The following is a 22,447-nucleotide window of genomic DNA, read 5'->3' on the forward strand; positions in this document are numbered from 1 at the left end:
TCAGTGCAAGCGAAGTGCTCAAGTCAAAACGATCTCGCGGCCGCATTCTCACAGTGTCCGGCTTAAAAAAACTTAACGAAACGCTCCAAGAATGGTCTGACCGACTTAACATTAGAGGTACCCTGACGGAAATCGAGGCTGAATCTGGCGTCGGTATCGATACAGTCAGCAAAATTAAGCAGGGTAGAGAAGGTGCGGATTTAAGTAAAATTCGTCAGTTGTTCGCCGCTTTCGATCTGACTCTGACGAATGACGACCACCGATCGGCTAAACTAGACGATGCCGAAGGTGCCGGCGAGTCGGACAATTTAGCTGCTGCGGGGGAAACCGCCAGCAGTGTTAAAGTATTTATCAGCTATCGCAGCGCCGAACCCGATCGCGAGTTGGGAAAACAGTTGGAAACGGCATTAAGTGCGATCGGTCATACAGTTTTCACAGCCGACAATAACATTAGATTGGGAGATAATTGGTTCGATCGCATTAACTTCTTCCTCAAAGAATGCGATTACTTGGTGTTGCTACTGCCACCAACAGTCAGCCAAAGCGAAATACTAACATATCAAGTGCAGCAAGCAAAAGAACTGCAAGATTCGCGCCCTGACAAAAAACCGATAATTCTCCCAATCCGCGTCGGTTTCCCGCTAAACGCGCCTCTCAACCACGACTTGCGGGGCTATCTGTACCGCATCAAACAAAGGGAATGGAAAACCACCGCCGACACACCAATTATTATCGAAGAAGTGCTAAACTTGCTAGCAGAAACTCCCGCACCAGTCCCAGAAAAACTGGAAGATTTAACGCAAAACCAAGTATTAGAAATTAGCAGCGACGAAATACCCCAACCAGTTGCCGAACCGGAATTACCGGGAGGACAAGTCGATGTCGCCTCTCAATTTTATGTAGAACGCCAGCCCATCGAAGAACGCTGCTATCAAACTATTGTACAGCCCAGCGCGTTAATTAGAATCAAAGCACCCAGACAAATGGGAAAAACTTCTTTGATGGCAAGAATTTTGCATCACGGAAGCCTTCAAGGTTATTGCACTGTCCCGCTAACTTTTCAGTTAGTAGATAAAGCAGTATTCGCCGATTTAGATCAATTTTTAAAATGGTTTTGCGCCTACGTTGGGCGCGAGTTGCACTTAGCAAATCAATTAGACGATTATTGGGACGAGATTTTTGGGAGCAAAGTCAACTGCAAAGATTACTTTGAAAAATATATTTTGCCGCAAATCGACAGTCCTTTAATTTTAGGATTAGACGAGATCGATCGCGTTTTCCAATATCCAGATATTGCCGAAGACTTTTTAGGATTGCTGCGGGCGTGGCACGAAGAATCAAAACGGCGCGACATCTGGAAAAAACTGCGATTAATTGTAGTTCACTCCACCGAAGTTTACATTCCGATGAACATCAATCAATCGCCTTTCAACGTGGGACTGCCCGTAGATTTACCGGAATTCAACCCGCAGCAAATCCAAGATTTAGCCGCGCGTCACAATTTAAATTGGTCGGATGCAGAAGTTGAGCAACTGACAGCAATAATCGGCGGTCATCCGTATTTAGTGCGAGTTGCATTATATCACATTTCGCGATCGGATTTGACCCTTGATGAATTACAAGAAACTGCTACCAGCGATGCGGGAATTTATAGCGACCATTTGCGCCGCCAATTGTGGAATTTGGAAGAATATCCAGAGTTAGCGGAGGGAATGAGAGAGATTGCAGCGGCGGACATTCCTGTTCAATTAAAGTCGATGCAGGCGTTTAAATTGGACAGTTTGGGGTTGGTGAAGTTGCAGGGTAACGAGTGCGTGCCGAGGAATGAACTGTACCGCCAATATTTTCGATCGCACTTAAGCGCGATCGGGTAATATTAAATCTGGGTTAAAAATATCCGATCGAAATCGGCGGTTGAAACCGCTCCTTGTCAAACAAAGTCCGCCTGCGCGGACTAAATAATAATCAGGTGAACAGCCCGTGAACGATATTTTTTTGATAACATCCGATAATTGGCTGGATTGGATAACCGTGTTTGGTTATCTAGCTTTTACAGCTTTCATTGCATGGCGCGTGTTGACGACAAAGTAGATGTATTATGAAATTATCTTCTTCTTCTTCTTCTTTCTTACTTCGCGTCCTAGCGCTGACGCGCGGCTTCGCCTAAAGCGCCAACGCGGTTCGTTAAAAAAACGGTAAAATAAGACAATAATCAACTCGCCCATACAGTTATGCCGCCCGTCGAAAGTGTTGCAGCAATTCCGAACGATCTGATTTTGCGCTTGAGCATCGAGCAGTATCATGCGATAATTCAAGCTGGCATTCTCACGGATGATGACTCTGTAGAATTGCTGGAAGGTTGGCTGGTTTTCAAAAGGCCCAAAAATCCACTGCATCGAGTCACAACTCGTCTTGTCAGAACAGCTTTAGAGAATATTTTACCCCCTGGTTGGTATGTCGATTCCCAAGAACCGATCGCGCTATCCAACAGCGAACCCGAACCTGATATAGTGGTTGTCCGAGGGAATACGCGACAATATCTCGATCGGCATCCGGGGGCTGAAGATATTGCCCTGATTGTTGAAGTATCAGATACGACGCTTCAGCGCGATCGAACTGTAAAAAAACGGATTTATGCCCGCGCTGGAATTGCAATTTATTGGATTGTGAATCTTGTGGAAGGACTGGTTGAGGTGTACTCTCAACCTCTTGTTGAAGTTGAGCAGCCAGATTACAGTCAAAGGTTGGATTTTGGGCGATCGGCTGTTATACCGATTATTATTGAAGGAATAGAAATTGGGGCGATCGCTGTAAATTCTCTTTTGCCTTAAGATAAAATGAGTAATATTGTTTGCGGTTGTTTTTGAATGATTGAACCGCAGAGGCCGCAGAGGGCGCAGAGTCAGAGAAGAGAGACAGATGAATAATTCCGATAGCAACGGATTTGAGATCGATCCTAAACTTGTAGGGTGCGTTAGATGAAGTTTTAGAGAGGTTTTTTAGGGTTGTATTTAGATAGAATCCTCTCATAGATTTCATAATTTTCTCGATCGAAACAGCAAAAAATTACTTTTGGAGAACCACCATTATTTTGTATATATTCCGAGCATACCTTCACTGCAATCTCACTTGCTAGAGCTTTAGGAAAGCTGTAAATGCCGGTGCTAATGCAAGGAAATGCCAAACTCTCAAACTCTCGTTCTGCGGCAATTTGCATACACTTACGGTAACACTCGGCTAAGAGTTCCGGTTCTCCATCATTACCCTTCCGCCATACTGGCCCTACTGCGTGAATGACGAAGCGTGCAGGCAATTTATATCCCTTAGTTAGTTTAGCATCTCCAGTCTTACATCCTCCAAGTAATCGGCATTCATCAAAAAGTTCCGATCCTGCTGCTCTGTGTATTGCTCCATCTACTCCACCACCACCCAGTAAGCTGCTATTTGCAGCATTCACGATCGCATCAACTTCGAGTTTTGTGATGTCGCCCAAAATAACTTTCATCTTCTACCATAGTAAAATTTAGACAATTTTAGCACAGAAACTCGCGATCTAGTCTTGCTCTCTCAACTTTCGCAAAATCGGAATTTGTGCCAACTGTTCCGATCGCAAACTATCCCAATTTAACCCAGTCGGACGCGGATAACTTGTATTAGTTTCAATTACCTCACCAGCAGTAACAATCCAATCCAGCGGCCAATCGTGAGGCTGCATTGGCAAGCGCGAATCTGCCACAATTTGTAAAGGATGCACTGTTGTTACAATTGGCGTATCGATTTGTACTAACCCGAATTCTGTCAACATCGCCAATTCTAAATCGGCAAATCCTGCACCTTTTCCGGTTCTTCCACCGCTGCGCCCCGCCGCTACACAGCCGACTATTACTAAATCAATTGGTTCCATTTCTGCAAAACTTACCAATTTGCCGCAAGCAAGTGCTTTGCGGGCGATCCTCTTCGTTGGCGCAGCCCCCGTAGGGGCGGGCTTTCCTTCGGATCGCTTCGCTAACGCTAACGCACTTTCGGCAATAGATACATTTTGTCTCTGCAAATCCGCAGCATTCAACTCAACAAAACAGCGATCGTCTGTCAATCGCGGTACTGCCACATACAGGCGTTTTCCATCTTGCAAAGCGCGCATTCGCACCGGAATTTGTGCCGAATCTGGATTGCACTTAATCGTTTTTGCTTGTTGCCAAATTGGTAAAGTTGCTAATTTTTCTGCCGCTCTGTCAGCACCGACAAAGTTGGGAATATGACCAAAGCAATCGCCAATAGATGCGGCTTGCTGCTTCAGCAAAGACCAAATTTCAGTTCTTAATATGTCTTTGTTCTGGTGATATCCAATCCAATCAGTTTTCATGCTGTTTTGTGGTACAATATGTTATACAAAATTAAACTTTAATACCGCCTCATTTCTTCAGTCTGCGCCGGCGGACTTTGTTTGACAAGCAGCGGTTTCAACCGCCGAATAATCGAAGCCGTAATCTTGTTATTTTATGGATTTTACCACAAAGCCCAGTTACTATCAAGTTGGCGGCAGTCTCGGCACTAACGCTCCCAATTACGTCAAGCGCCAAGCAGATGACGACTTCTACAACGGATTGAAAGCGGGGGAATTTTGCTATGTTTTGAATTCGCGACAAATGGGAAAATCTAGCTTGCAAGTGCGGACAATTCAGCGGCTGAGAGATGAAGGAATTGCTTGTGCTGCGATCGACATTTCGGAAATTGGCAACCGCAGCGTGACTCCCGAACAGTGGTATGCTGGGTTGCTCCGCATTCTGGAAAATAACTTTAACCTGTCGGATGTTGTTAACGTGCGGACTTGGTGGCGCGATCGCAATTTTTTAAGTCCGGTTCAAAGATTGAGCGAATTCATCGAAACTGTACTTTTAGCCAACATTTCCAGCAATATTGTCATTTTTATTGACGAAATCGACAGCATTCTCGCCTTGGATTTTCCCGCCGATGATTTTTTGGCGTTAATTCGATCGTGCTACAACAAGCGCGCCAACAATCCAGAGTTCGATCGCCTGACGTGGGCTCTGTTGGGCGTAGCATCGCCAGCGGATTTGTGCCGCGACAAAAATCTCAGCAGCAGCACGCCTTTTAATATCGGTAGGGCGATCGAACTAACGGGTTTTGACGAAACAGAAGCGCAACCGCTAGCAGCGGGGTTAGCAGAGCTTACAGACAAATCTGGGGAAGTTTTGAGAGAAGTATTGTATTGGACGGGCGGGCAACCTTTCCTCACTCAAAAGCTGTGCAAACTTCTGTTTGAAAATGCACCCCCCCCAGCCCCCCCTTGCCAAGGGGGGGAGCAAGATTTGATTCACACCCCTTGTCAAGGGGGAGAGCAAGATCGCATTCAAAATCCTCAAGCTTGGGTTGAGGAAGTGGTGCGCTTGAAAATCGTGGATAATTGGGAATCTCAGGATGTACCCGAACATTTGTCCACAATTCGCGATCGGCTTTTCAAAGAAAACCAACGCATTATCAGAAGACTCGGATTGTACCAGCAAATTTTGCAGCAAGTTGACATTGTTCCCGATCGCAGTGCCGAACAAATGGAATTGCGCTTAACCGGATTAATCGTCAAGCGCCGGGGAAAATTAACAATTTCTAATCCAATTTATCAAGCTGTATTTAACAAAAAATTAATCGCCCAAAAGTTAGAAAAACTATCGCCTTATTCCGAAGCTATCAAAGTCTGGCTGAATTCAAACTGCGAGGATAATTCCCAACTGTTGCGCGGTGATAATTTGCAGTCAGCATTAGTTTGGGCGGCAGATAAAAGTTTGAGAAACGAAGATTTCCAGTTTTTGACAGCCAGCCAAAAAATGATTTTGAGCGACCAAAATCAACTGCTGCTTGCAGCTACACTAGAAACCAAAAAAGCTGCGCGCGATGCCGAAACAGCTTTGATAGAAGCTGATGCAGCCAAGCACAAAGCGCAACAGTGGATCGGCATCGGTTCCGCGGTACTCGCAGCCTCGTTAGTTGGGGCGATCGGCTTTTCAACTCTCGCTTACCAGCGCTTCAAACTCGCACAAGCCAGTATTGAAATCGAACAAAACGGCAGCGATGCTTTGCTATTAGCGGTATCTCAAAAGACAGATAACAGCCAAGCTTTATCAGAAGCTTTACTCAGGGCGATCGCCTCTGGAGAAAAATTAAAAACCCTGGTTAATAATAAACCAAATTTAGAACAATATCCAGCCACAAGACCGCTGCTAGCATTACAAATAATTCTCGATAAAATCAGCAAAAAACAGCAGATAAAAGCATCATCACTTCCGCACTTGGTGAAGTGGCAAGCTCATGCAGGTGCAGTTACCAGCGTCAGTTTTAGCCCTGACAGACAAATTTTAGCAACCGCAGGTATAGACGATAAAGTTCGGATTTGGAACTTTTCTGGGTCTAAAATTGCTGAATGGAAAGCTTTGCAGCAGTCAGTTAATATGGTAAGCTTTAGCCCGGATGGCAAGTTTTTAGCAACGGCAGGAAAGGACGGCACAGTTAAATTTTGGAACTTATCAGGTAAAAATATTTCGAGTTTTCAAGCAATTAAAGGCTCAGTTACCAGCATCAGTTTTAGTCCCAATTCAAAGTTTTTATCTGCGGCAGGAATCGACAGCAATGCAGCAATTTTGCCGTTATCAAAACAGCCTAAAGTAAGATCGTCCATTGTCAAACTTCCCGGTCATAACGGCTTAGTCAGAAGCGTAAATTTTAGCCCTAAAGGAGATTTTGTCACGACTTTAGACGGCAAATCTACAGTGCGAATTTGGAATTTGTCAGGACAACTGGAAAAAATACTGCCGGTGCAGGCAATTGGTATCAGCTTCAGTCCGGCTCAACAGCAGTATCGCTTTGCTACAGTAACATTTAACGGCAAAGTCGGGCTGTGGAATTTGTCAGAAAAAGAATTAATGAATGAATTTCAAACCTTGCATTTTGATGCTAAATCAATCAGTTTTAGTCCAGACGGAGAAAGGCTGGCTACTGTGGGAATTGACAAGACGGTGCGGCTGTGGAATTTAGCGGGGCGACAGGTTGCTCAATTTGAGTTTGAGGAGAATGTTGTTAGTGTTGGTTGGAGTCGAGACGGCAAGCAAATTGCTGTAGCTGGAAGCAATGGAACTGTCTGGCTGAGGCAGGTTGAAGGGTTGGCAGAATTGCTGAAGCAAAGTTGCAATTTTCTTGGTAGTAAACCGGAGTATTTCAGAAGGGTTTCAACTATCTGCAAGCAATCAAATTATTAAGAATACAGATACGGCAATGTCGATATATCGTAATAAATAAGGCACTACGAACCCATATTACTAAGGAGGCAGAGCCTCCGCACCTGCATTACCAGGCAGAGCCTGGTAACGAGCTAATGACTAATGACTAATGACTAATGACTAATGACTGTTAGCTGTTAGCTGTTAGCTGTTAGTTGTTATTTGTTATTGGAAATTGAGAATTGGAAATTGGAAATTCGTAGCCAATAACCAATAACCAATAACCAATAACCAATAACCAATAACCAACAACTAATGACTAATGACTATCAATTTACCTTAACAGGCGAAACACTTACATTCGGATTTTTAACTCTTCGTAAAAGTTCTTGCCGGGCTTGTTCGGAATTTTGCCCTTTTGGCACTTGATATAATAATCTACAGGAACCGTCTTGAGGATTAGCTGCACAAATAATTAGTTGACCGCTAGGAGATGCACCTGCTGTGACAAGATTGTCCCAGTTTCCTTGGGGTTGCGAATTGTTGAGAATTCCCGAGACTCTGGTGCAGCGAGTAATTGCGTCTTCTCCTGATTCATTGAAATAGTTATCGGCTACCCACAGAATAACGGGAATATTTTTGCCTTGTTGCACAGCAATTGTGGCCGGGCGCCCGCCTGCAGCGCCGCAGAAAAATGAGGGGGTTTGGGCAAAGGCTGGACAGTTTCCTAACATCGGAACTGCCAGGGCAATAATTGACGCGCTAAAAGCTGACTTTAAAAGCCGAAATTTCATGGGCGGTAATAAGCTTTTTCATTTATGGTTACTAATACTCTAAAAAATTAGACTGCTTCTTGCCGGGAAGATTAGGCATTTAGGGAAAAAAATAAAAATTATTCTGCAAAGTTTGCCCGTTAGCGAAGCCCTCGGAGAGGATCGCCCATACTGGTGTCATCAGGGTCAAAATTTACCGAAAAATGCTCGCCGACAGACATCGAGGGCAAAAAATAAGTGCAGCCACAAAGGGCGCAGGTGCGAAGCTATAGGGTAAAGGTGCGGTTTTTCACCGTTTTTTGTTAAGCCTTGCCCCGATCGCTCTCGCCCCCCCCTAATCTGCAACCTGTGTTAGCATCAGTAAAAATATTCTCTTTAATAATCAACAATGGGCAATGTTCTAGTGCTCAACGCATCCTACGAACCGCTCAACATCACCAATTGGCGAAGGGCGGTAATTTTGTTGTTGAAAGGAAAAGCAGAACAGGTAGAACATAACGGGAAATTTATTGCGCCAAACTTCCCGCTACCAACTGTGATCCGACTGAGGCATTACGTCCGAGTTCCCTATAAGGAAATTCCGCTTACCCGCCGGAACATCTTGCACCGGGACGCGCACTCTTGTCAATACTGCGGTTATACCGGAGACGGTTTGACGCTGGATCATGTGATTCCTCGATCGCGCGGAGGAGGCGACAGTTGGGAAAACCTCGTCACGGCTTGTATGCGCTGCAACGTGAATAAAGGCAGTCGCACCCCGAAAGAATCGGGAATGCTGCTGCGCTACCCACCGAGGAAACCTCACAGCGGTCTTTATTTTGAAGTGACGAAACAAGTTAAGAGTGGTATGCACAAAGAATGGCAAAAATATGTAATTGGCCTTTAACACCCCTGTCAGCGAAAGCGCGGGGGTTTTTTGCAGAAGTTTTGAGTTGTAGGGATGCGCCTTGAGCGCGCGCGCCCGATCGTTTAAAGTTAAAAGTTAAATAATAGAGAACTTACGCTTTTAAATCGGGTTTTTCATCAGAAATATTGGCTTTGATAACGAAGCACCTACAAAAAACCGGATTTAAGGGCTTTTGGCGCGCAAGTTCTGAGAGAATTACAGTCCGGGACGCACGCGGTGTCAAAAACTTGGTTTTTGCATCAAGTATCTCTCGGCTCGATCGACAATTTTTCTGAGAAACCGGGTTTTTTTGCTTAACTCCTATCAAAGAAACCGCGTTTTTGCCTCATCTATGGGGAGCATCTCAGTTTTGCAAAAAGCATTTTTTTTCTTATAGTGCGAGCACATCAAGAGCTCGCGAGTTGTACAATACGCGAGCGGGGACGCTGGCACTATAATGCAAAACTGAAATGCTCCCAATCTATGGACTATAGTGCATACTTTTTTCCAAGAGAATTTTCTCCAAAAACCCGGTTTTTGGCCGCTCCTCCGTAAGTCCTAAATTAATTAAATGGTTAAACTTTAACAATGAAAGACCGCCCGCCTACTAATTCAGATGAAACATCTAGCAACTGCGAAGGTGAGGTTGACCCCATCGGCGAGGCTGTACCCGCAGCGAATGAGCCCCAGAAACGGCGCAGCAAAGCTGAAGTTGCTTCCGAAGAAAATCGCGCCAGTCTCCGCGAGGAATTGCACGCTCGTAAAGTCGAGCAATTGCGCCAAATGTTCGATCGCAACAAAGGCAGTCGCCAGTTAATTTTGCTGCAAGATTTTCCAGACCCCGACGCGCTTTCAAGTGCTTGGACTTACAAATTAATCGCCGAAAAATACGATATCCAATGCGAGATTCTCTACGCCGGCACTCTCAGCCACCAAGAAAATATTGCCTTAGTCAAATTAACAGGGTTGCCGTTGCAGCGGTGGACGTTGGAAACGGCAAAAACTAAGAATTTATCGGCTTATAAGGGGTGCGTTTTTATCGATAACCAAGGCACTACTTGTAACTTAACTGAGTTTATTTTAGGGGCGGGTATTCCGATCGCAGCAGTTATAGACCACCACAGTTTGCAGGGGGAAATGAACGCAGAATTTACGGATTTGCGCCCGGAAATCCGCGCTACAGCCACGATTTTTACGGAGTATTTGCAGGCGGGAATGTTAGCTTTTGACAGCAGTATCAGCCAGCACGTCAAGTGCGCTACGGCTTTGATGCACGGTTTGCGATCGGATACGAATGCCCTCAGACAAGCTCAGGAGGAAGAGTTTTTAGCTGCTGCCTATTTGAGCCGTTTTTATGACTCGCAGTTGTTGAATGCGGTGTTGCAGTCGTCTCGTTCTAAATGGGTGATGGACGCGATCGAGCGATCGCTCAAACACCGCATCGTCCAGAACAATTTTTCGATCGCCGGCATCGGCTACCTCCGCTATGACGATCGGGATTCTATTCCCCAAGCAGCAGACTTTTTAATGACAGAAGAGAACGTGCACACAGCCGTTGTCTATGCAATAGTTCACGACAAAGACGAAGAAATTGAAGTAGTAATTGGCTCGCTGCGAACGAATAAACTGACTCTCGATCCCGACGAATTTATTAAAGAAGCCTTCGGAAAAAATGCTGAAGGACGCTTTTTTGGCGGTGGTAGAAGTCAAGCTGGAGGCTTTGAAATTCCGGTGGGATTTCTTTCTGGCGGAAATGAGGATAGCGATTACGCAAGGATGAAATGGGAAGTATTTGATGCTCAGATCAAGCAAAATTTGCTAGATTTAGTTAGTCCTAAAGAGAATCCGATTTACGATCATTAACTTTGGAGTTTCTAGGCGCGGTCTTGATTCCAGCAATAGCCTGGGAATGCGATGCGGGGTTCGACCTCCGGTTGCTACCAGGTTTTGCCATATTTTTTTCTACCGAAGCGCAAACTCTCAACTTAATCGTCAGTCCTCCCCCCATTTCAACTCTCCTCAACCGGGTTTTTTCACTCTTATTGAGGGTTGGAAATCAAATCCAGCACACCTCTGTCAGTTTGAACGAAGCTATATCGGCGTTGCTGATTTACGGTACGATCTCAATTCCGGTTGCGCTCCTCATGATGTTAACTGTTAACTGTTAACAGTGAATTTACTATTCCGATGAAGATAGGATTTGATAGGATCTCATGGACGGTAGCATCGGAATAATCTATTTGGACGATCGCACTCATAATTACGATACTACCGGATTTGAGATGAAATGCTAAATATGGCAGTCATAGAAACCAGTATCGACAAAGCTTGAGGATTTTCAACTGATTTTTTTCATACCCTGATTAAGCAACGCCATAGATCAATACGGTTTACTTAAGACGATCCCCCCTAACCCCCCTTAAAAAGGGGGGAACAAGAATCCCCTCTTGCGTCCCCCTTCTTAAGGGGGATTTAGGGGGATCTCCGGGGCATAAATATGTTAAGTGAACCGTATTGCGCCATAAATTTTATCCCATTTCCCAAAAATACACACCAAACAAACCGGGTATTTTAACTATTGTCAAAGGATGCAACAAAGTATTTTCGTGAACAACCATGAGTTGAGAAAATTTAGTGGGTTCTAGCTTACTAAAATTCACGACATGATTCTTCAATTATAACACTTTTACAGGGTTGACTTTTTTCAATTTGCTGACAAATTCGCTAAATTAATCATAATTAGTTATATTTGGCGCAGAAAATTTGCGATCGCAATTAGAAAATAAACGCCGCAAAAAAGCAAAATAAATCTAGAAAAGTTTAGATAATTTACTCAATTCAAAGAACCAAGATTTGTATTGGTGTCATTTTTTTAAGATAAGTCAAGTATTGTGTTTTGATAACAACAACAGATTGCGAAGATTTTAAAAAATATTATATTTATTTGTTTCGGGGTAGAATAGTAATAAACAGCTAAAAAAAAGGAACACGGAGATGTCAACAAAACAGATTTTCTCTTGGTCGTTAGAGAAAATTCTAGAAAAACTTTCAGAAATTATAATTCAAATCAACGAGTTGGGGGATCGGGAGAGCATTTTGCAATGTGCGGTAGCAGAAACTAGGGTGCTGCTGCAAACCGATCGCGTAATTATTTATCGCTTCCTACCGCATGGAGATAGTGCAGTATTGGCTGAATCCGTTGGTGGCGAGTGGCCGCCCATCCTGGGACAACTGATTGATGACCCTTGCTTTGAAACAACCTGGCTAAAGCTTTACAGCCAGGGACAAACCAGCAGCATTGCTGATATTAACAGCGGTCAGATTCCAGCTTGTCATGTCGAATTGCTCGATCGCCTCCAAGTGCAGGCAAATTTAGTTGTACCAATTTTGCTAGATGGCAAACAGCAGCAATCTCCGAAGCTGTGGGGACTGTTGATTGCTCATCAATGCCGAAGTCCGCGTCAGTGGGAACCTCTCGACATTCAGATCCTGCAACACGTTGCAGTGCAGCTCAGCTTGAGGATGCGGCAACTGGAATCTCACCACCCGGTGCTGCCAAATCAACCGCCACAACTCGAAACAGCACCGGATCAAACTGCCACCAATATAGAAAAAGTCAACCATCAAAATAGCCTGGAACCAGACAGTGCCAGTTCCCTGAGCAGGGATATTGTCAACATCAACGCCTTTGACTTGTTGCAATACCCGATCTGGATATTTGATATTGAGCATTGGCAAATGTGGTGGGCAAACCAAGCATCCTTGTACCTGTGGAATGCTGCGACGCGGCAAGAACTCACGAGCCGCAACTTTAGCGATGTGTCGGAGTCTACTCGGATTCGCTTGCAGAGCTATCTGCAGCAGTTTGAGCAAGGCCAAACCTTGTCCGAGCGGTGGACGTTTTACCCGGCCGGTGAGCCTGTTTCTGTCGGCTGTCGGTGCTCTGGCATCAGGATTGACGGCGGGCGTTTGGCAATGCTGGTGCAGGGTACGATCGAAACCGTCGATCGAATTGAGCCGGAAACCCTGCGATCGATCGAAGCACTCCGCCACACCACGCTGATGGTTTCCCTGTACAGCCTAGAAGGCGTGCTGCTGCTGCAAAACCCGGCGGCCTTGCGCTGTTATGGAAAGACAGACAATGCTTTTGTGAGCCGCTTTGTTGACGCTCGGGTAGGAGAGCGAGCAATGGCAATTCTCAAGTCCGGTAAGGTCTTTAATGCTGAGACTCAAGTGATTACTCTGGCGGGAATTCGGTGGCACGAGATGGACGTGCGATGTAGCAACGACCCGGTAACAGGCAACCCGATGTTGCTCGTGAACGAAAAGGACATTACCGACCGCCAGCAGACGGAAACAGCCCTGCAACAGAGTGAAGCCCGGTTGTCAGAAGCCCAGCGGGTTGCCCACATCGGTAACTGGGAATGGGACGTAATTACGGGTAAAATTACCTGGTCTCCCCAACTATTCGAGATTGTGGGACGCAACAGGGCCCTGGGCGAACCTACCTATGAAGAAAACCTGCAGCTTTACCATCCCGAAAGTGCCGAACAGCTACACCAGGTAGTTCTACGATCCCTCAGTCACGGAGAACCCTATCGATTGCGGCTCAGAGTCTTGGGCGTCAATGGTTCGATCCGCTATATCGAAGGCAGGGGACAAGTCCAACTAAATGCAGAGGGACAAGTCATTCGGTTGTTTGGCACATCCCAAGACATTACGGATCTGGTATTGGCCGAAACAGAACTCAGAGAAATGAGTACAGCCCTTGCTAATGCCGTGGAAGGCATCTCGCGACTGGATGAACACGGAAGGTATATCAGTGTCAATCAAGCCTACGCCAATATAGTGGGTTATCAGCCTGAAGAAATGGTTGGTATGAATTGGCAGAAAACGGTTGTTCCAGAAGATATCGAAAGGATGCTAGTGGCTTATCAAAAAATGCTAGCCGGAGGCCGAGTGGAAGCTGAGGCTAGGGGTATTAGGAAAGATGGCTCGCTCTTTTACAAGCAGGTGGTCATGGTGACAGCCTGCGACGATCGCGATCGACCGATCGGGCATTACTGTTTTATGAAGGATATCACCGATCGCAAACAAGCAGAAGCAGCATTGCAACAAGAGTTCGAGCGTCAGGCTGTGGTGATTGCCACTCAACAGGAAATCGCCATCCGCAATCCCAATCTCGATGCAGTAATGGCGGTGATTGCAGAGAGGACTCAAGATTTGACCCGCGCCGATGGAGCAGTGATTGAAATCGTGGAAGGGGATGAAATGGTGTATCGGGCAGCCAGCGGTATCGCCACCAGCTATCTTGGATTACGGCTCAAAGTAGGGACAAGTTTATCGGGAAAATGTATTGCGACCGGCCAAATCATGATTTGCGAGGATTCAGAAACCGATGCACGGGTGGATCTGGCTGCGTGTCAGCGCATTGGTCTCCGGTCAATGGTGGTTGTTCCCTTGTTCTATCAGGACGATCGGGTTGGCGTCTTAAAAGTCGTTTCAGCTATACCCTCTGCCTTTACAGAGTCAGATATCCAAACTTTACAACTAATGGCGGGGTTTATGGCCGGGAGCCTGCATCTGGCTTCGGAGTTTGATGCTAAAAACAGTCTCCTGAGTCAATTGCAGGAAAGCGAGGAACGGTATCGTTCTGTGATTACTACCATGACCGAAGGTGTCGTACTTCAGCTAGCAGACGGACAAATTACTGCCTGTAATGCTAGTGCTGAAAGGATTATGGGGCTCACAGCAGACCAAATGATGGGGCGTACATCCATAGATTTAGACTGGCGCACCGTTGGGGAGGATGGCGAACCGCTTCCGGGGGAACAGCATCCGGCAACGATCACCCTACGCACGGGAGAAGCGCGATCGAATGTGGTGATGGGCATTCACAAATCCGATCAAACCCTGACTTGGATTTCGATTAATTCTCAACCGCTGTTCCATCTCAATCAATCTCAACCCTATGGAGTAGTGACCACTTTCGCTGATATTACAGAACGCCAGGAGGCCGAGGAGATTCTCAAAAACCGGGCGGAACAAGAAAGATTAATGGCTATGACAGATGGGTTAACCCAAGTAGCAAACCGCCGCTGTTTTGATGAGCGATTGGAGTCGGAATGGCACCGACTGATGGAGGGCAAACAACAGTTGTCATTGATTATGTTGGATGTGGATTATTTTAAGCGATACAACGATTGCTACGGACATCAAGCTGGGGATGTTTGTTTGGTGAAAGTGGCGAAAGCTGCGGCGGCTGCGGTTAAACGTTCGACGGATTTGTTTGTGCGCTATGGGGGCGAAGAATTTGCTGCTATTCTGCCAAATACGGATGCTGCAGGGGCGATCGCAGTTGCTGAGTCGATGCGAGATGCGATCGGAGATTTGGCCATCCCTCACGAGCAATCTGATGTGAGTGCGATCGTGACTGTGAGTATGGGAATTGCCAGCATAGTTCCCTGCTGTGGCGAATCGCCGGATGAATTGATCGCCACAGCCGATCGAGCATTGTACGATGCGAAACGACAAGGGCGCGATCGCTACGCCTGTGGCGCATACCAGATAACAGTGCCAGATGTCAATCCAGTTGTAGAATAGGTAAAATATGTCGATCGCGCCAAACCTCATCCCTAAGTGCGTGTAAGCCGGGGCGTAGCCATCGCACAATTATCACAAGGACAGCCACAGTGCATCTCTACCTAGTCCGTCACGGCATCGCAGCGGAACCCGAAGAATACGATACAGACTCGGAAAGGCCCCTGACTAAACAGGGCGATCGTAAAACCCACAAAATCGCCCAGCGACTGTACGATCTCGAAATTCAGTTCGATCTGATTCTCACCAGTCCTCTACTGCGCGCCACGCAAACCGCCCAAATTCTGCTGTCAGCGGGCCTGAGTTCCCAAATAGAAGAATCCGCCGCCCTCGCACCTTCAGGAGACATCGGGGACTGGCTGAGGTGGTACAAGCAGTGGCAGGAAAGCGGCAGCCGCAGCTTAGTCTTGGTGGGGCACCAACCAGATTTGGGCAATTGGGCAGAAACTTTGCTTTGGGGGCGATCGCAAGATGCCCTGATCCTCAAAAAAGCAGGTATCATCGGCTTAATCCTCCCCGAAACAGGCTCCCCAGTCGGCCGCAGCCAAATGTTCTGGCTCACAGGGCCCAAGTTTTTGCTTTGCTAGAAACAGCGAATCTGCCCCACAATCACAGGGCGCGCCAGCCCTCTTTGACCGGCATTCTCCGACTCCGCAACCGGGCGTGAGGAGATAAAATATCTAACGGTGCGATCGCAAACTCTATGGAAAAATCTCGTTTCTGAGCATCCTTGCGCCTCAGTAGCGAGTAAATGATTATTTGTCAAGACGGTGACACTATCTTGCTTTCTGGTAATGTAATTTGATTAGATTCAACTCACACAATACGGTATCGCAATGGTCGTCGGCGAATTCAAACCAGGTTTAGAAGGTGTTCCCGCCACCTTGTCCAGTATTAGTTATGTAGATGGACAAAAAGGGGTGCTAGAATATCGCGGGATTAGCATTGAGGAACTAGCTCTCAAAAGTTCCTTTGTGGAAACTGCATATTTATTAATCTGGGGCGTACTTCCGACACAGGAAGAACTAGAAGCTTTCGAGCATGAAATTCGCTATCACCGCCGGATCAAATATCGCATCCGAGATATGATGAAATGCTTTCCCGAAAGAGGACATCCAATGGACGCGCTGCAAGCTTCAGCAGCGGCCTTGGGCTTATTCTACTCGCGCCGAGCTCTGGCTAACCCAGCATACATTCGAGAAGCTGTAGTGCGGCTGCTAGCCAAAATTCCCACAATGGTGGCGGCGTTCCAGCAAATGCGGCGGGGTAATGACCCGCTGTTGCCGAGGGACGACTTAAACTACTCAGCTAACTTTCTTTATATGCTCAACGAGCGAGAACCAGATCCGCTGTTGGCTAATATTTTTGATGCTTGTCTGACTCTCCACGCCGAACATACAATCAATGCTTCTACATTTTCGGCAATGGTAACAGCTTCGACACTAACAGACCCTTACGGGGTGATTGCTTCAGCAGTTGGCACTTTGGCCGGGCCGCTGCACGGAGGAGCAAATGAAGAAGTGATTGATATGTTGCACCAAATTGGTTCGATAGAAAACGTGCGGCCTTTTGTCGAGAAGTGCATTGAAAATAAGGAAAAAATCATGGGCTTCGGCCACCGAGTTTACAAGGTGAAAGATCCCAGAGCAACTATTCTTCAAGGGTTAGCCGAAAAGTTGTTTGAAAATTTTGGACATGACGATTATTACGACATTGCTATCGAGTTGGAAGCAGTGGTTGAGGAAAAAATGAGTCATAAAGGAATTTACGCAAATGTAGATTTCTATTCGGGTCTGGTTTATCGGAAAATGGAAATTCCGACCGACTTATTTACGCCTGTTTTTGCGATCGCCCGCGTTGCCGGCTGGCTGGCCCACTGGAAGGAACAGCTAGAAGCAAATCGCATTTACCGGCCTACTCAAATCTATACAGGGACTCACGGCGAACCTTATATTGCGATCGGGGACAGGCCCGCATCCTCAAGCATAGCGATCGATCCAGACCGATAAATGGCGATCGGACTTGTTTTTCATGCTTGAAGTTTTGAATAAAAAATTGCTTTCGCCCTGCGAATTAGGAAGCAATTTCTGTCTGGCAAAAGCTCTCCTGCTGGGTTGTACCCCTCTTGTCGGTTGTGCTGTTAGTTGGCGACAATAGTCACAAGTGACGATTTTCAGGAACTCCGGGCCTCAGACTTGCAAGTCTGAGGTTTTTTATCAAAAACCCGGTTTCTGCTTCCAGGAATATTGACCGCAAGAAACGGAAACCGCCAACGCTCGCCTTGTAGATGCTCCCAAAATTGTAGGCTTCTGTTCTATTTCCGCTAATTGCTAACAACCAATCCGGGGCGGTAAATCCCTAAATTTTGCAAATACATTTGTTCTAGTTTGGGCATCGACGATTCCACGGAACCGCCAAAACGCCGAAAAGAAGGCCAGATGTAAGCGAGTTTTCTCACTGCTGACTCCAATCTACCCGCTTCTATATCTTCTAAGGCACCTTTTTCTCGGATTAACTCTACAGCTACCAGGTCTTGATTTTGGGGACTGAAATCGGTGAGGCTAAATTTTTTGGCGAATCTGTCCCAAGTTGTGCTCAAAAACTGATACCGCCCGGCCGCGTCGGAACACAGCTTTTTCCCGTAGCGCTGGCCGCATCTCATTTCTCTGGGATGGTCGCTGAAACTGACAAATGTGGTGCCTGTGTACTGGGTGCGATAGCCGTCGGGGCTAGCGGTGCCTTCGGCGGCGGCGATGGTGTCGAGAAAGGCTTTGACTCGATCGCGCTCAATGTTATTCTCTCTTCCGTCTGGTGAGTTGATAGCCCCAACCAACGGCGTGCGTTTAGGAGGCTCCGAGATTTCTGGCGAGATAGTTTGTCCCCACAACTTCGGAGTCATCCTACCCAAAAAAAACGACAAACAGATGCACAAACTCCACGAGACTTTAAAACGGAGGCGTTTTGACGGCTTGCTGCGCTGTCGCACCGGCCACTCCTGCAGGGGAATGGTTGCGGGTAAGATTCTTGTTTGCTGGCCGAAGGCGAACAAGGATTTGAGTGCTAGTAAAGTTTGCTTGTAAAAACGGGATGCAGCTTGGCGGGCCCTCATGGCTGCAGCGAAAGTCTGGACATCTGTCAGAGTTACTTCTGCCAGCGGTTTTGCTACAAACATCCGAAAACTATTGGCCGCCTGCCAGCTAAAGCGCTTGCTGCGGCTGGATTGGCGCTCCACCCACAGGCGAATTAGCTGGATGTCGTCCATGGGTTGCAGATGGCTTCCCAGATTTTCTGGTGCGTACAAGATTACCTCCTGATATCGCTTTTAGTTGAAGGTTCCCAGTTAGAACGGTTGAAATCCACAGGGATCAATGGAAACTCGCTTCAACCATACTAAGTGATACTATTAAGCGCTCACGGGGTCAAGTGTAACGGCCGATTGTTGTTCGAGGAGTTCAGCAAACCCGACTTAGTTGGGACGGTATCGCCTCCCAACTGAAACGCTTGGACGCGCCTGCGGCCTGCTTGTCCGAGTTGCTGGCACCATACTTCATTTTTTGGCGGCGCGAGCAAACCGGTTTCTCGCGGCACTACCGTATATTTCAATCCTCCCACGAGGCGACGACGGGCGTGCCGCAGGCCATCGCTTCAACGGCCACTAAATCGTCGGCGGGGAGAATCTCTCGGCTCAAGCTGCCGGGAAAACTGGTAATGTCGCTTAAGCCTAATTGTTCCACGATGCTGCCGATCGCATCGCGCTCTTGTCGCTTTCCCCCACGCGCCAGCCACCGCCGACGATCTGTTTTAAATCGGCCTTGCGTAGCGCTGACGCACGTAAACATTTTGTCCGCCCGCTTCTTCTTTGCCAATTTCCACAGCGCGATCGCCCTGTACAAAGCTGGGGGCCATAGGTTTTTTTGCTAATGAAATCATGATTTTTACCAAAATTTTAAAAAATGCAGCAGGTGAAAAGTATAATTTTGGCGACTGCGGGGGGAATAAAGGTTAACTGCTAATTTTTATTAAAGTCAAAGCGGGCGATCGATAAATCAGCCTTCAGGGATAAATTGCCAGATAAATTTGAAATACGAGTTCCTTCTGCTGGCAGAGACCAGGAACAGCTAAAACTCTCGATAATCTAAATGGCAATAAACGAGGGTGAAGGAAATTGCCCGGATTTGGGCTGGCATCTAACTCGAACCTGCTTTCAGCTTGTGGTAGGAGATGTTCTCCTCAGTCCGAGGCAGGATTTTTAACTTTTGCGATAAATCGGTAGAAATTTGGATAAACCAGAAGTAAATTGTCCCGAATACAGAATTTATATCAATTCCGGTTGCACCGGAATGATGTTAACTGTTAACAGTTAATGGACTATTCCGATGAAAAGAGAATTTGATATTATTCGGGATACATTCTATTTCAACAACCAGGTTTATTCATCTAAATTTTTTGAGAAACAGCCACGTTTTTTCAAGAAACAAACTTGTTTGGACCTTCATCCTAAGAATGTGAAATGGCGCTCAAAAAAAAGCAAAATTATTGCCTTCCAACTTTTTGGTTTTTTCCGCGTTTTACCTTCTTTATCCACTAGAATTTTTGCATCAATATTCGGTCTTTTGACCGCAAATTTACAGCGGATAAACACAGATGGACGCAGCTCCATTCGATGGAGTCTGCGATTGAGTGCAAGAGTTATACTAACCTCTGTCAAATTAGTTAAATCTACTCAATTATGTACACCCCAACGGCAGCAAAACTTCCTGATTCTGTCAAACCAGGAGTTGTAGCTTAACCTCAAATTTACCGTTGGTCTAATCTTAGGAATTGTTTCGATGTTTGGGTACAAAGGATTCATTCCCCGTTTTCGCTGTTGAGAATCTTGTTTCGCGAACTTCGCATTTTGGAACCGTATCGGTTAGCCCAAACTTGGGTAAACTCGGCACCCAAAAACAGAATTTGAGCGGAATAATTAATCCAAAGCAAGATAATCACGAAGGAACCCGCTGCACCGTAGGTAGAGGCAATACCGCTGCTTCCGAGGTATGCTCCAATTAGGGATTTCCCAATCGTAAACAGCAGAGAGGTAATGGCTGCACCGATCCAAACATCATTCCAGGCAAGCTCGACATCGGGCAATAGTTTGTAAATTAAGGCAAAAAGCATCGTGACTACGCCAAAGGAAAGAGCAAAATCTACAATTTGCCAAAGGCCGACTGGTAAATGTAGCAAACCGTTCAACCACGAGCTAATGGCTGCTAAAACAGCGCTAATTACTAAAGATACTAGCAAGAGAAACCCTATACCTAAAATCATCGCAAAAGACAATACGCGGTCTTGCAGAAATCCCCAAATGCCGCGTCCGGGAGGCGGTGAAACATTCCAAATAGTATTGAGGGCATCTTTGAGATTAGTAAACACGTTGGAAGCGCCCCACAAAAGTGTGGCGAGACCGACTAAAGTAGCAATCATGCCTGACTTGGGTTCGGAGGCTTTGAGGATGAGTTCTTGGACGGTTTGAGCGCCATCTTTGCCGATTAAACTTTGGAGTTGGCCGACGATTTGACCTCTGGCTGCGTCTTCACCAAAGACCAAGCCGACGATCGCAATTACGATAATTAGCAGCGGGGCGAGGGAGAAGACTGTGTAATAGGCTAGGGCGGCGGCTAGGGTTGGGGCTTTATCTTTTTGCCATTGACTAAAAGTTTCTTTGAGCAGCGATATGCCTGTTTTTAAGTTCACGGTTTTGGGTTTCCTCATACTTAGTGTTTACCAAGGGATTATAATAGATTAGGGTCTTTTTAGCGTCTCCCACAAGTTAGATCGAGCGATTAGCAAATTCTGAAAATTACTTTTATGTCAAATTCCAACACAACTGTTAACAACACTGATATCAAATCTTCCAAAAAAGCAATTTCTTGGGCAAAACTGAGCGCATTAGTAGCAGCAGTCAATTTCTTGTTGGTGATTTTCCATTTCAGTTACCTGCAGATGCGCCCTGTTTATTTGAGCTATTTTCCGGCTTTAGTTAAAATTTACGATCCGATTAAAGGCATTGATTCGAGTTTGCCAAAGGCGGAATCTTTGCAAGCCTCTGACCAGTTTTCGCGAATTGATGCGTTTTTTATAGGTTATTTTTGGGCGGAATTTTTCATAAAAAGTCTGTTCCACAGCCGTCGCAAGCCGGGGGTAAGTTGGTTGGATTTTGTGCTGAGGCGCTGGTACGAGGTGTTTCTGCTGATTCCGATTTGGCAGGGGTGGCGGATTCTGCCGGTATTGGTGCGGCTGCACAAGTCGGGTTTGGTTAATCTCGATCGCGCCGTTGCTCAAATTACCTACGAACCGGTGGCTTATTTAGCCGATACGATGTCGGAATACATGATGGTGCGGTTTATCAATCAAGCTCAAAGTTCGATCGAACAGGGCGACGCAGCGCGGGTACTGCTAGATCCGCAGCAGCCCTACCTTCACGTCAATCAGGAAAATACGATCGAACGAATTACCAAGCGGATTTTGGATCTGACAATTTACAAAGTTTTGCCGCAGGTGCAACCGGGTTTGGAAGAATTGCTGCACCACAATTTGGAAGCGACAATCAAACAGTCGGATTTTTATCAACTCCTGCAAACTTTCTCTCCGATTAATATTTTGCCTGAAGAAATGACCGAACAGCTAGCCAATTATCTGGCTCAAACTGCTGTCGATGTGGTAGCAACTACTTACGAAGACGCTAAGGGGCGAAAAATTATCGATAATTTCAGCCAAGAATTTAATCAAAGTTTGCGGCGGGAGTTGCAAGACGAGAAAACTCTCGGAGAATTGCAGTCGTTGCTGTCGGATTTGTTGGAAGAAGTTAAGTTGAATTACATTCAAGGTGGGTTGAATTCCGATCCAGAGCAAACTTTTACGGAAATTCACTCGTTGCGCGGGGTAAAAGAGAGTTGATAAAGCAATTAGTTTCGGTT

At 46.3% G+C, this 22,447-nt stretch carries 16 protein-coding genes; 9 read left to right on the forward strand and 7 right to left on the reverse strand.

The annotated features are described in order from the left end of the window. The first annotated feature begins 14 nt into the window (after positions 1 to 14). Positions 15 to 1,874, forward strand: coding sequence for an AAA-like domain-containing protein (locus tag AACV78_RS04135; protein WP_194008213.1), 1,860 nt, complete (start codon positions 15 to 17; stop codon positions 1,872 to 1,874). A 357-nt stretch (positions 1,875 to 2,231) separates the two neighbouring features. After that, entirely contained in the window at positions 2,232 to 2,831 is a 600-nt protein-coding gene (locus AACV78_RS04140; protein WP_194008212.1) for a Uma2 family endonuclease, read from the forward strand. 155 nt (positions 2,832 to 2,986) lie between these two features. Here the strand turns inward: AACV78_RS04140 and AACV78_RS04145 are convergent, their stop codons facing one another. Together AACV78_RS04145 and AACV78_RS04150 are read right to left on the reverse strand one after the other, a co-directional pair. Continuing rightward, positions 2,987 to 3,505, reverse strand: coding sequence for an O-acetyl-ADP-ribose deacetylase (locus AACV78_RS04145; protein WP_194008211.1), 519 nt, complete (start codon positions 3,503 to 3,505; stop codon positions 2,987 to 2,989). 48 nt (positions 3,506 to 3,553) lie between these two features. Beyond that, complete coding sequence (locus tag AACV78_RS04150) at positions 3,554 to 4,363, reverse strand: 5-formyltetrahydrofolate cyclo-ligase (RefSeq protein WP_194008210.1); 810 nt, start codon at positions 4,361 to 4,363, stop codon at positions 3,554 to 3,556. 136 nt (positions 4,364 to 4,499) lie between these two features. On the opposite strand from AACV78_RS04150, the gene AACV78_RS04155 reads away from it, so the two are divergent. Further along, positions 4,500 to 7,268 (forward strand): AAA-like domain-containing protein, encoded by a 2,769-nt coding sequence (locus tag AACV78_RS04155; protein WP_194008209.1) that lies wholly within the window; start codon positions 4,500 to 4,502, stop codon positions 7,266 to 7,268. 290 nt (positions 7,269 to 7,558) lie between these two features. Here the strand turns inward: AACV78_RS04155 and AACV78_RS04160 are convergent, their stop codons facing one another. Continuing rightward, positions 7,559 to 8,023, reverse strand: a complete 465-nt coding sequence (locus tag AACV78_RS04160; protein ID WP_194008208.1) for a COP23 domain-containing protein — start codon at positions 8,021 to 8,023, stop codon at positions 7,559 to 7,561. Between the two features lie 367 nt (positions 8,024 to 8,390). Between AACV78_RS04160 and AACV78_RS04165 the strand changes: the two genes are divergently transcribed. From AACV78_RS04165 to AACV78_RS04185, 5 genes are all read left to right on the forward strand, one after another. Beyond that, positions 8,391 to 8,888: an HNH endonuclease gene (locus tag AACV78_RS04165; RefSeq protein WP_194008207.1), complete on the forward strand. Its 498-nt coding sequence runs from the start codon at positions 8,391 to 8,393 to the stop codon at positions 8,886 to 8,888. Between the two features lie 588 nt (positions 8,889 to 9,476). Beyond that, positions 9,477 to 10,751, forward strand: coding sequence for a DHH family phosphoesterase (locus AACV78_RS04170; protein ID WP_194008206.1), 1,275 nt, complete (start codon positions 9,477 to 9,479; stop codon positions 10,749 to 10,751). Positions 10,752 to 11,882: 1,131 nt separating this feature from the next. Continuing rightward, positions 11,883 to 15,491: a diguanylate cyclase domain-containing protein gene (locus tag AACV78_RS04175; protein WP_194008205.1), complete on the forward strand. Its 3,609-nt coding sequence runs from the start codon at positions 11,883 to 11,885 to the stop codon at positions 15,489 to 15,491. Between the two features lie 89 nt (positions 15,492 to 15,580). Further along, positions 15,581 to 16,075: a phosphohistidine phosphatase SixA gene (sixA, locus tag AACV78_RS04180; protein WP_194008204.1), complete on the forward strand. Its 495-nt coding sequence runs from the start codon at positions 15,581 to 15,583 to the stop codon at positions 16,073 to 16,075. A 249-nt stretch (positions 16,076 to 16,324) separates the two neighbouring features. Then, positions 16,325 to 17,497, forward strand: a complete 1,173-nt coding sequence (locus tag AACV78_RS04185; RefSeq protein ID WP_194008203.1) for a citrate synthase — start codon at positions 16,325 to 16,327, stop codon at positions 17,495 to 17,497. Between the two features lie 314 nt (positions 17,498 to 17,811). On the opposite strand, the gene AACV78_RS04190 is transcribed toward AACV78_RS04185, so the two are convergent. From AACV78_RS04190 to AACV78_RS04205, 4 genes are all read right to left on the reverse strand, one after another. Next, complete coding sequence (locus tag AACV78_RS04190) at positions 17,812 to 18,789, reverse strand: glycoside hydrolase family 24 protein (RefSeq protein ID WP_228042066.1); 978 nt, start codon at positions 18,787 to 18,789, stop codon at positions 17,812 to 17,814. Positions 18,790 to 18,899: 110 nt separating this feature from the next. Next, positions 18,900 to 19,076 carry a hypothetical protein gene (locus tag AACV78_RS04195; protein ID WP_228052061.1) on the reverse strand — a complete coding sequence of 59 codons (177 nt, stop codon included), beginning with the start codon at positions 19,074 to 19,076 and terminating at the stop codon, positions 18,900 to 18,902. A gap of 11 nt (positions 19,077 to 19,087) precedes the next feature. Then, positions 19,088 to 19,327: a hypothetical protein gene (locus AACV78_RS04200; protein WP_228042068.1), complete on the reverse strand. Its 240-nt coding sequence runs from the start codon at positions 19,325 to 19,327 to the stop codon at positions 19,088 to 19,090. Between the two features lie 1,009 nt (positions 19,328 to 20,336). Next, positions 20,337 to 21,224, reverse strand: coding sequence for a YhjD/YihY/BrkB family envelope integrity protein (locus AACV78_RS04205; RefSeq protein ID WP_194008202.1), 888 nt, complete (start codon positions 21,222 to 21,224; stop codon positions 20,337 to 20,339). 114 nt (positions 21,225 to 21,338) lie between these two features. Between AACV78_RS04205 and AACV78_RS04210 the strand changes: the two genes are divergently transcribed. Next, positions 21,339 to 22,427, forward strand: a complete 1,089-nt coding sequence (locus tag AACV78_RS04210; protein WP_194008201.1) for a hypothetical protein — start codon at positions 21,339 to 21,341, stop codon at positions 22,425 to 22,427. Positions 22,428 to 22,447: the final 20 nt, after the last annotated feature.

Source organism: Tychonema sp. LEGE 07196 (assembly GCF_963890365.1).
Taxonomy (GTDB): Bacteria; Cyanobacteriota; Cyanobacteriia; order Cyanobacteriales; family Microcoleaceae; genus Microcoleus.

Coding starts and splice junctions, on each gene's coding strand:
- AACV78_RS04175 (WP_194008205.1), top strand. CDS start 11,883: ATGTCAACAAAACAGATTTTCTCTTGGTCGTTAGAGAAAATTCTAGAA.
- AACV78_RS04200 (WP_228042068.1), bottom strand. CDS start 19,327: ATGTTTACGTGCGTCAGCGCTACGCAAGGCCGATTTAAAACAGATCGT.
- AACV78_RS04185 (WP_194008203.1), top strand. CDS start 16,325: ATGGTCGTCGGCGAATTCAAACCAGGTTTAGAAGGTGTTCCCGCCACC.
- AACV78_RS04140 (WP_194008212.1), top strand. CDS start 2,232: ATGCCGCCCGTCGAAAGTGTTGCAGCAATTCCGAACGATCTGATTTTG.
- AACV78_RS04170 (WP_194008206.1), top strand. CDS start 9,477: ATGAAAGACCGCCCGCCTACTAATTCAGATGAAACATCTAGCAACTGC.
- AACV78_RS04155 (WP_194008209.1), top strand. CDS start 4,500: ATGGATTTTACCACAAAGCCCAGTTACTATCAAGTTGGCGGCAGTCTC.
- AACV78_RS04150 (WP_194008210.1), bottom strand. CDS start 4,363: ATGAAAACTGATTGGATTGGATATCACCAGAACAAAGACATATTAAGA.
- AACV78_RS04160 (WP_194008208.1), bottom strand. CDS start 8,023: ATGAAATTTCGGCTTTTAAAGTCAGCTTTTAGCGCGTCAATTATTGCC.
- AACV78_RS04165 (WP_194008207.1), top strand. CDS start 8,391: ATGGGCAATGTTCTAGTGCTCAACGCATCCTACGAACCGCTCAACATC.
- AACV78_RS04145 (WP_194008211.1), bottom strand. CDS start 3,505: ATGAAAGTTATTTTGGGCGACATCACAAAACTCGAAGTTGATGCGATC.
- AACV78_RS04210 (WP_194008201.1), top strand. CDS start 21,339: ATGTCAAATTCCAACACAACTGTTAACAACACTGATATCAAATCTTCC.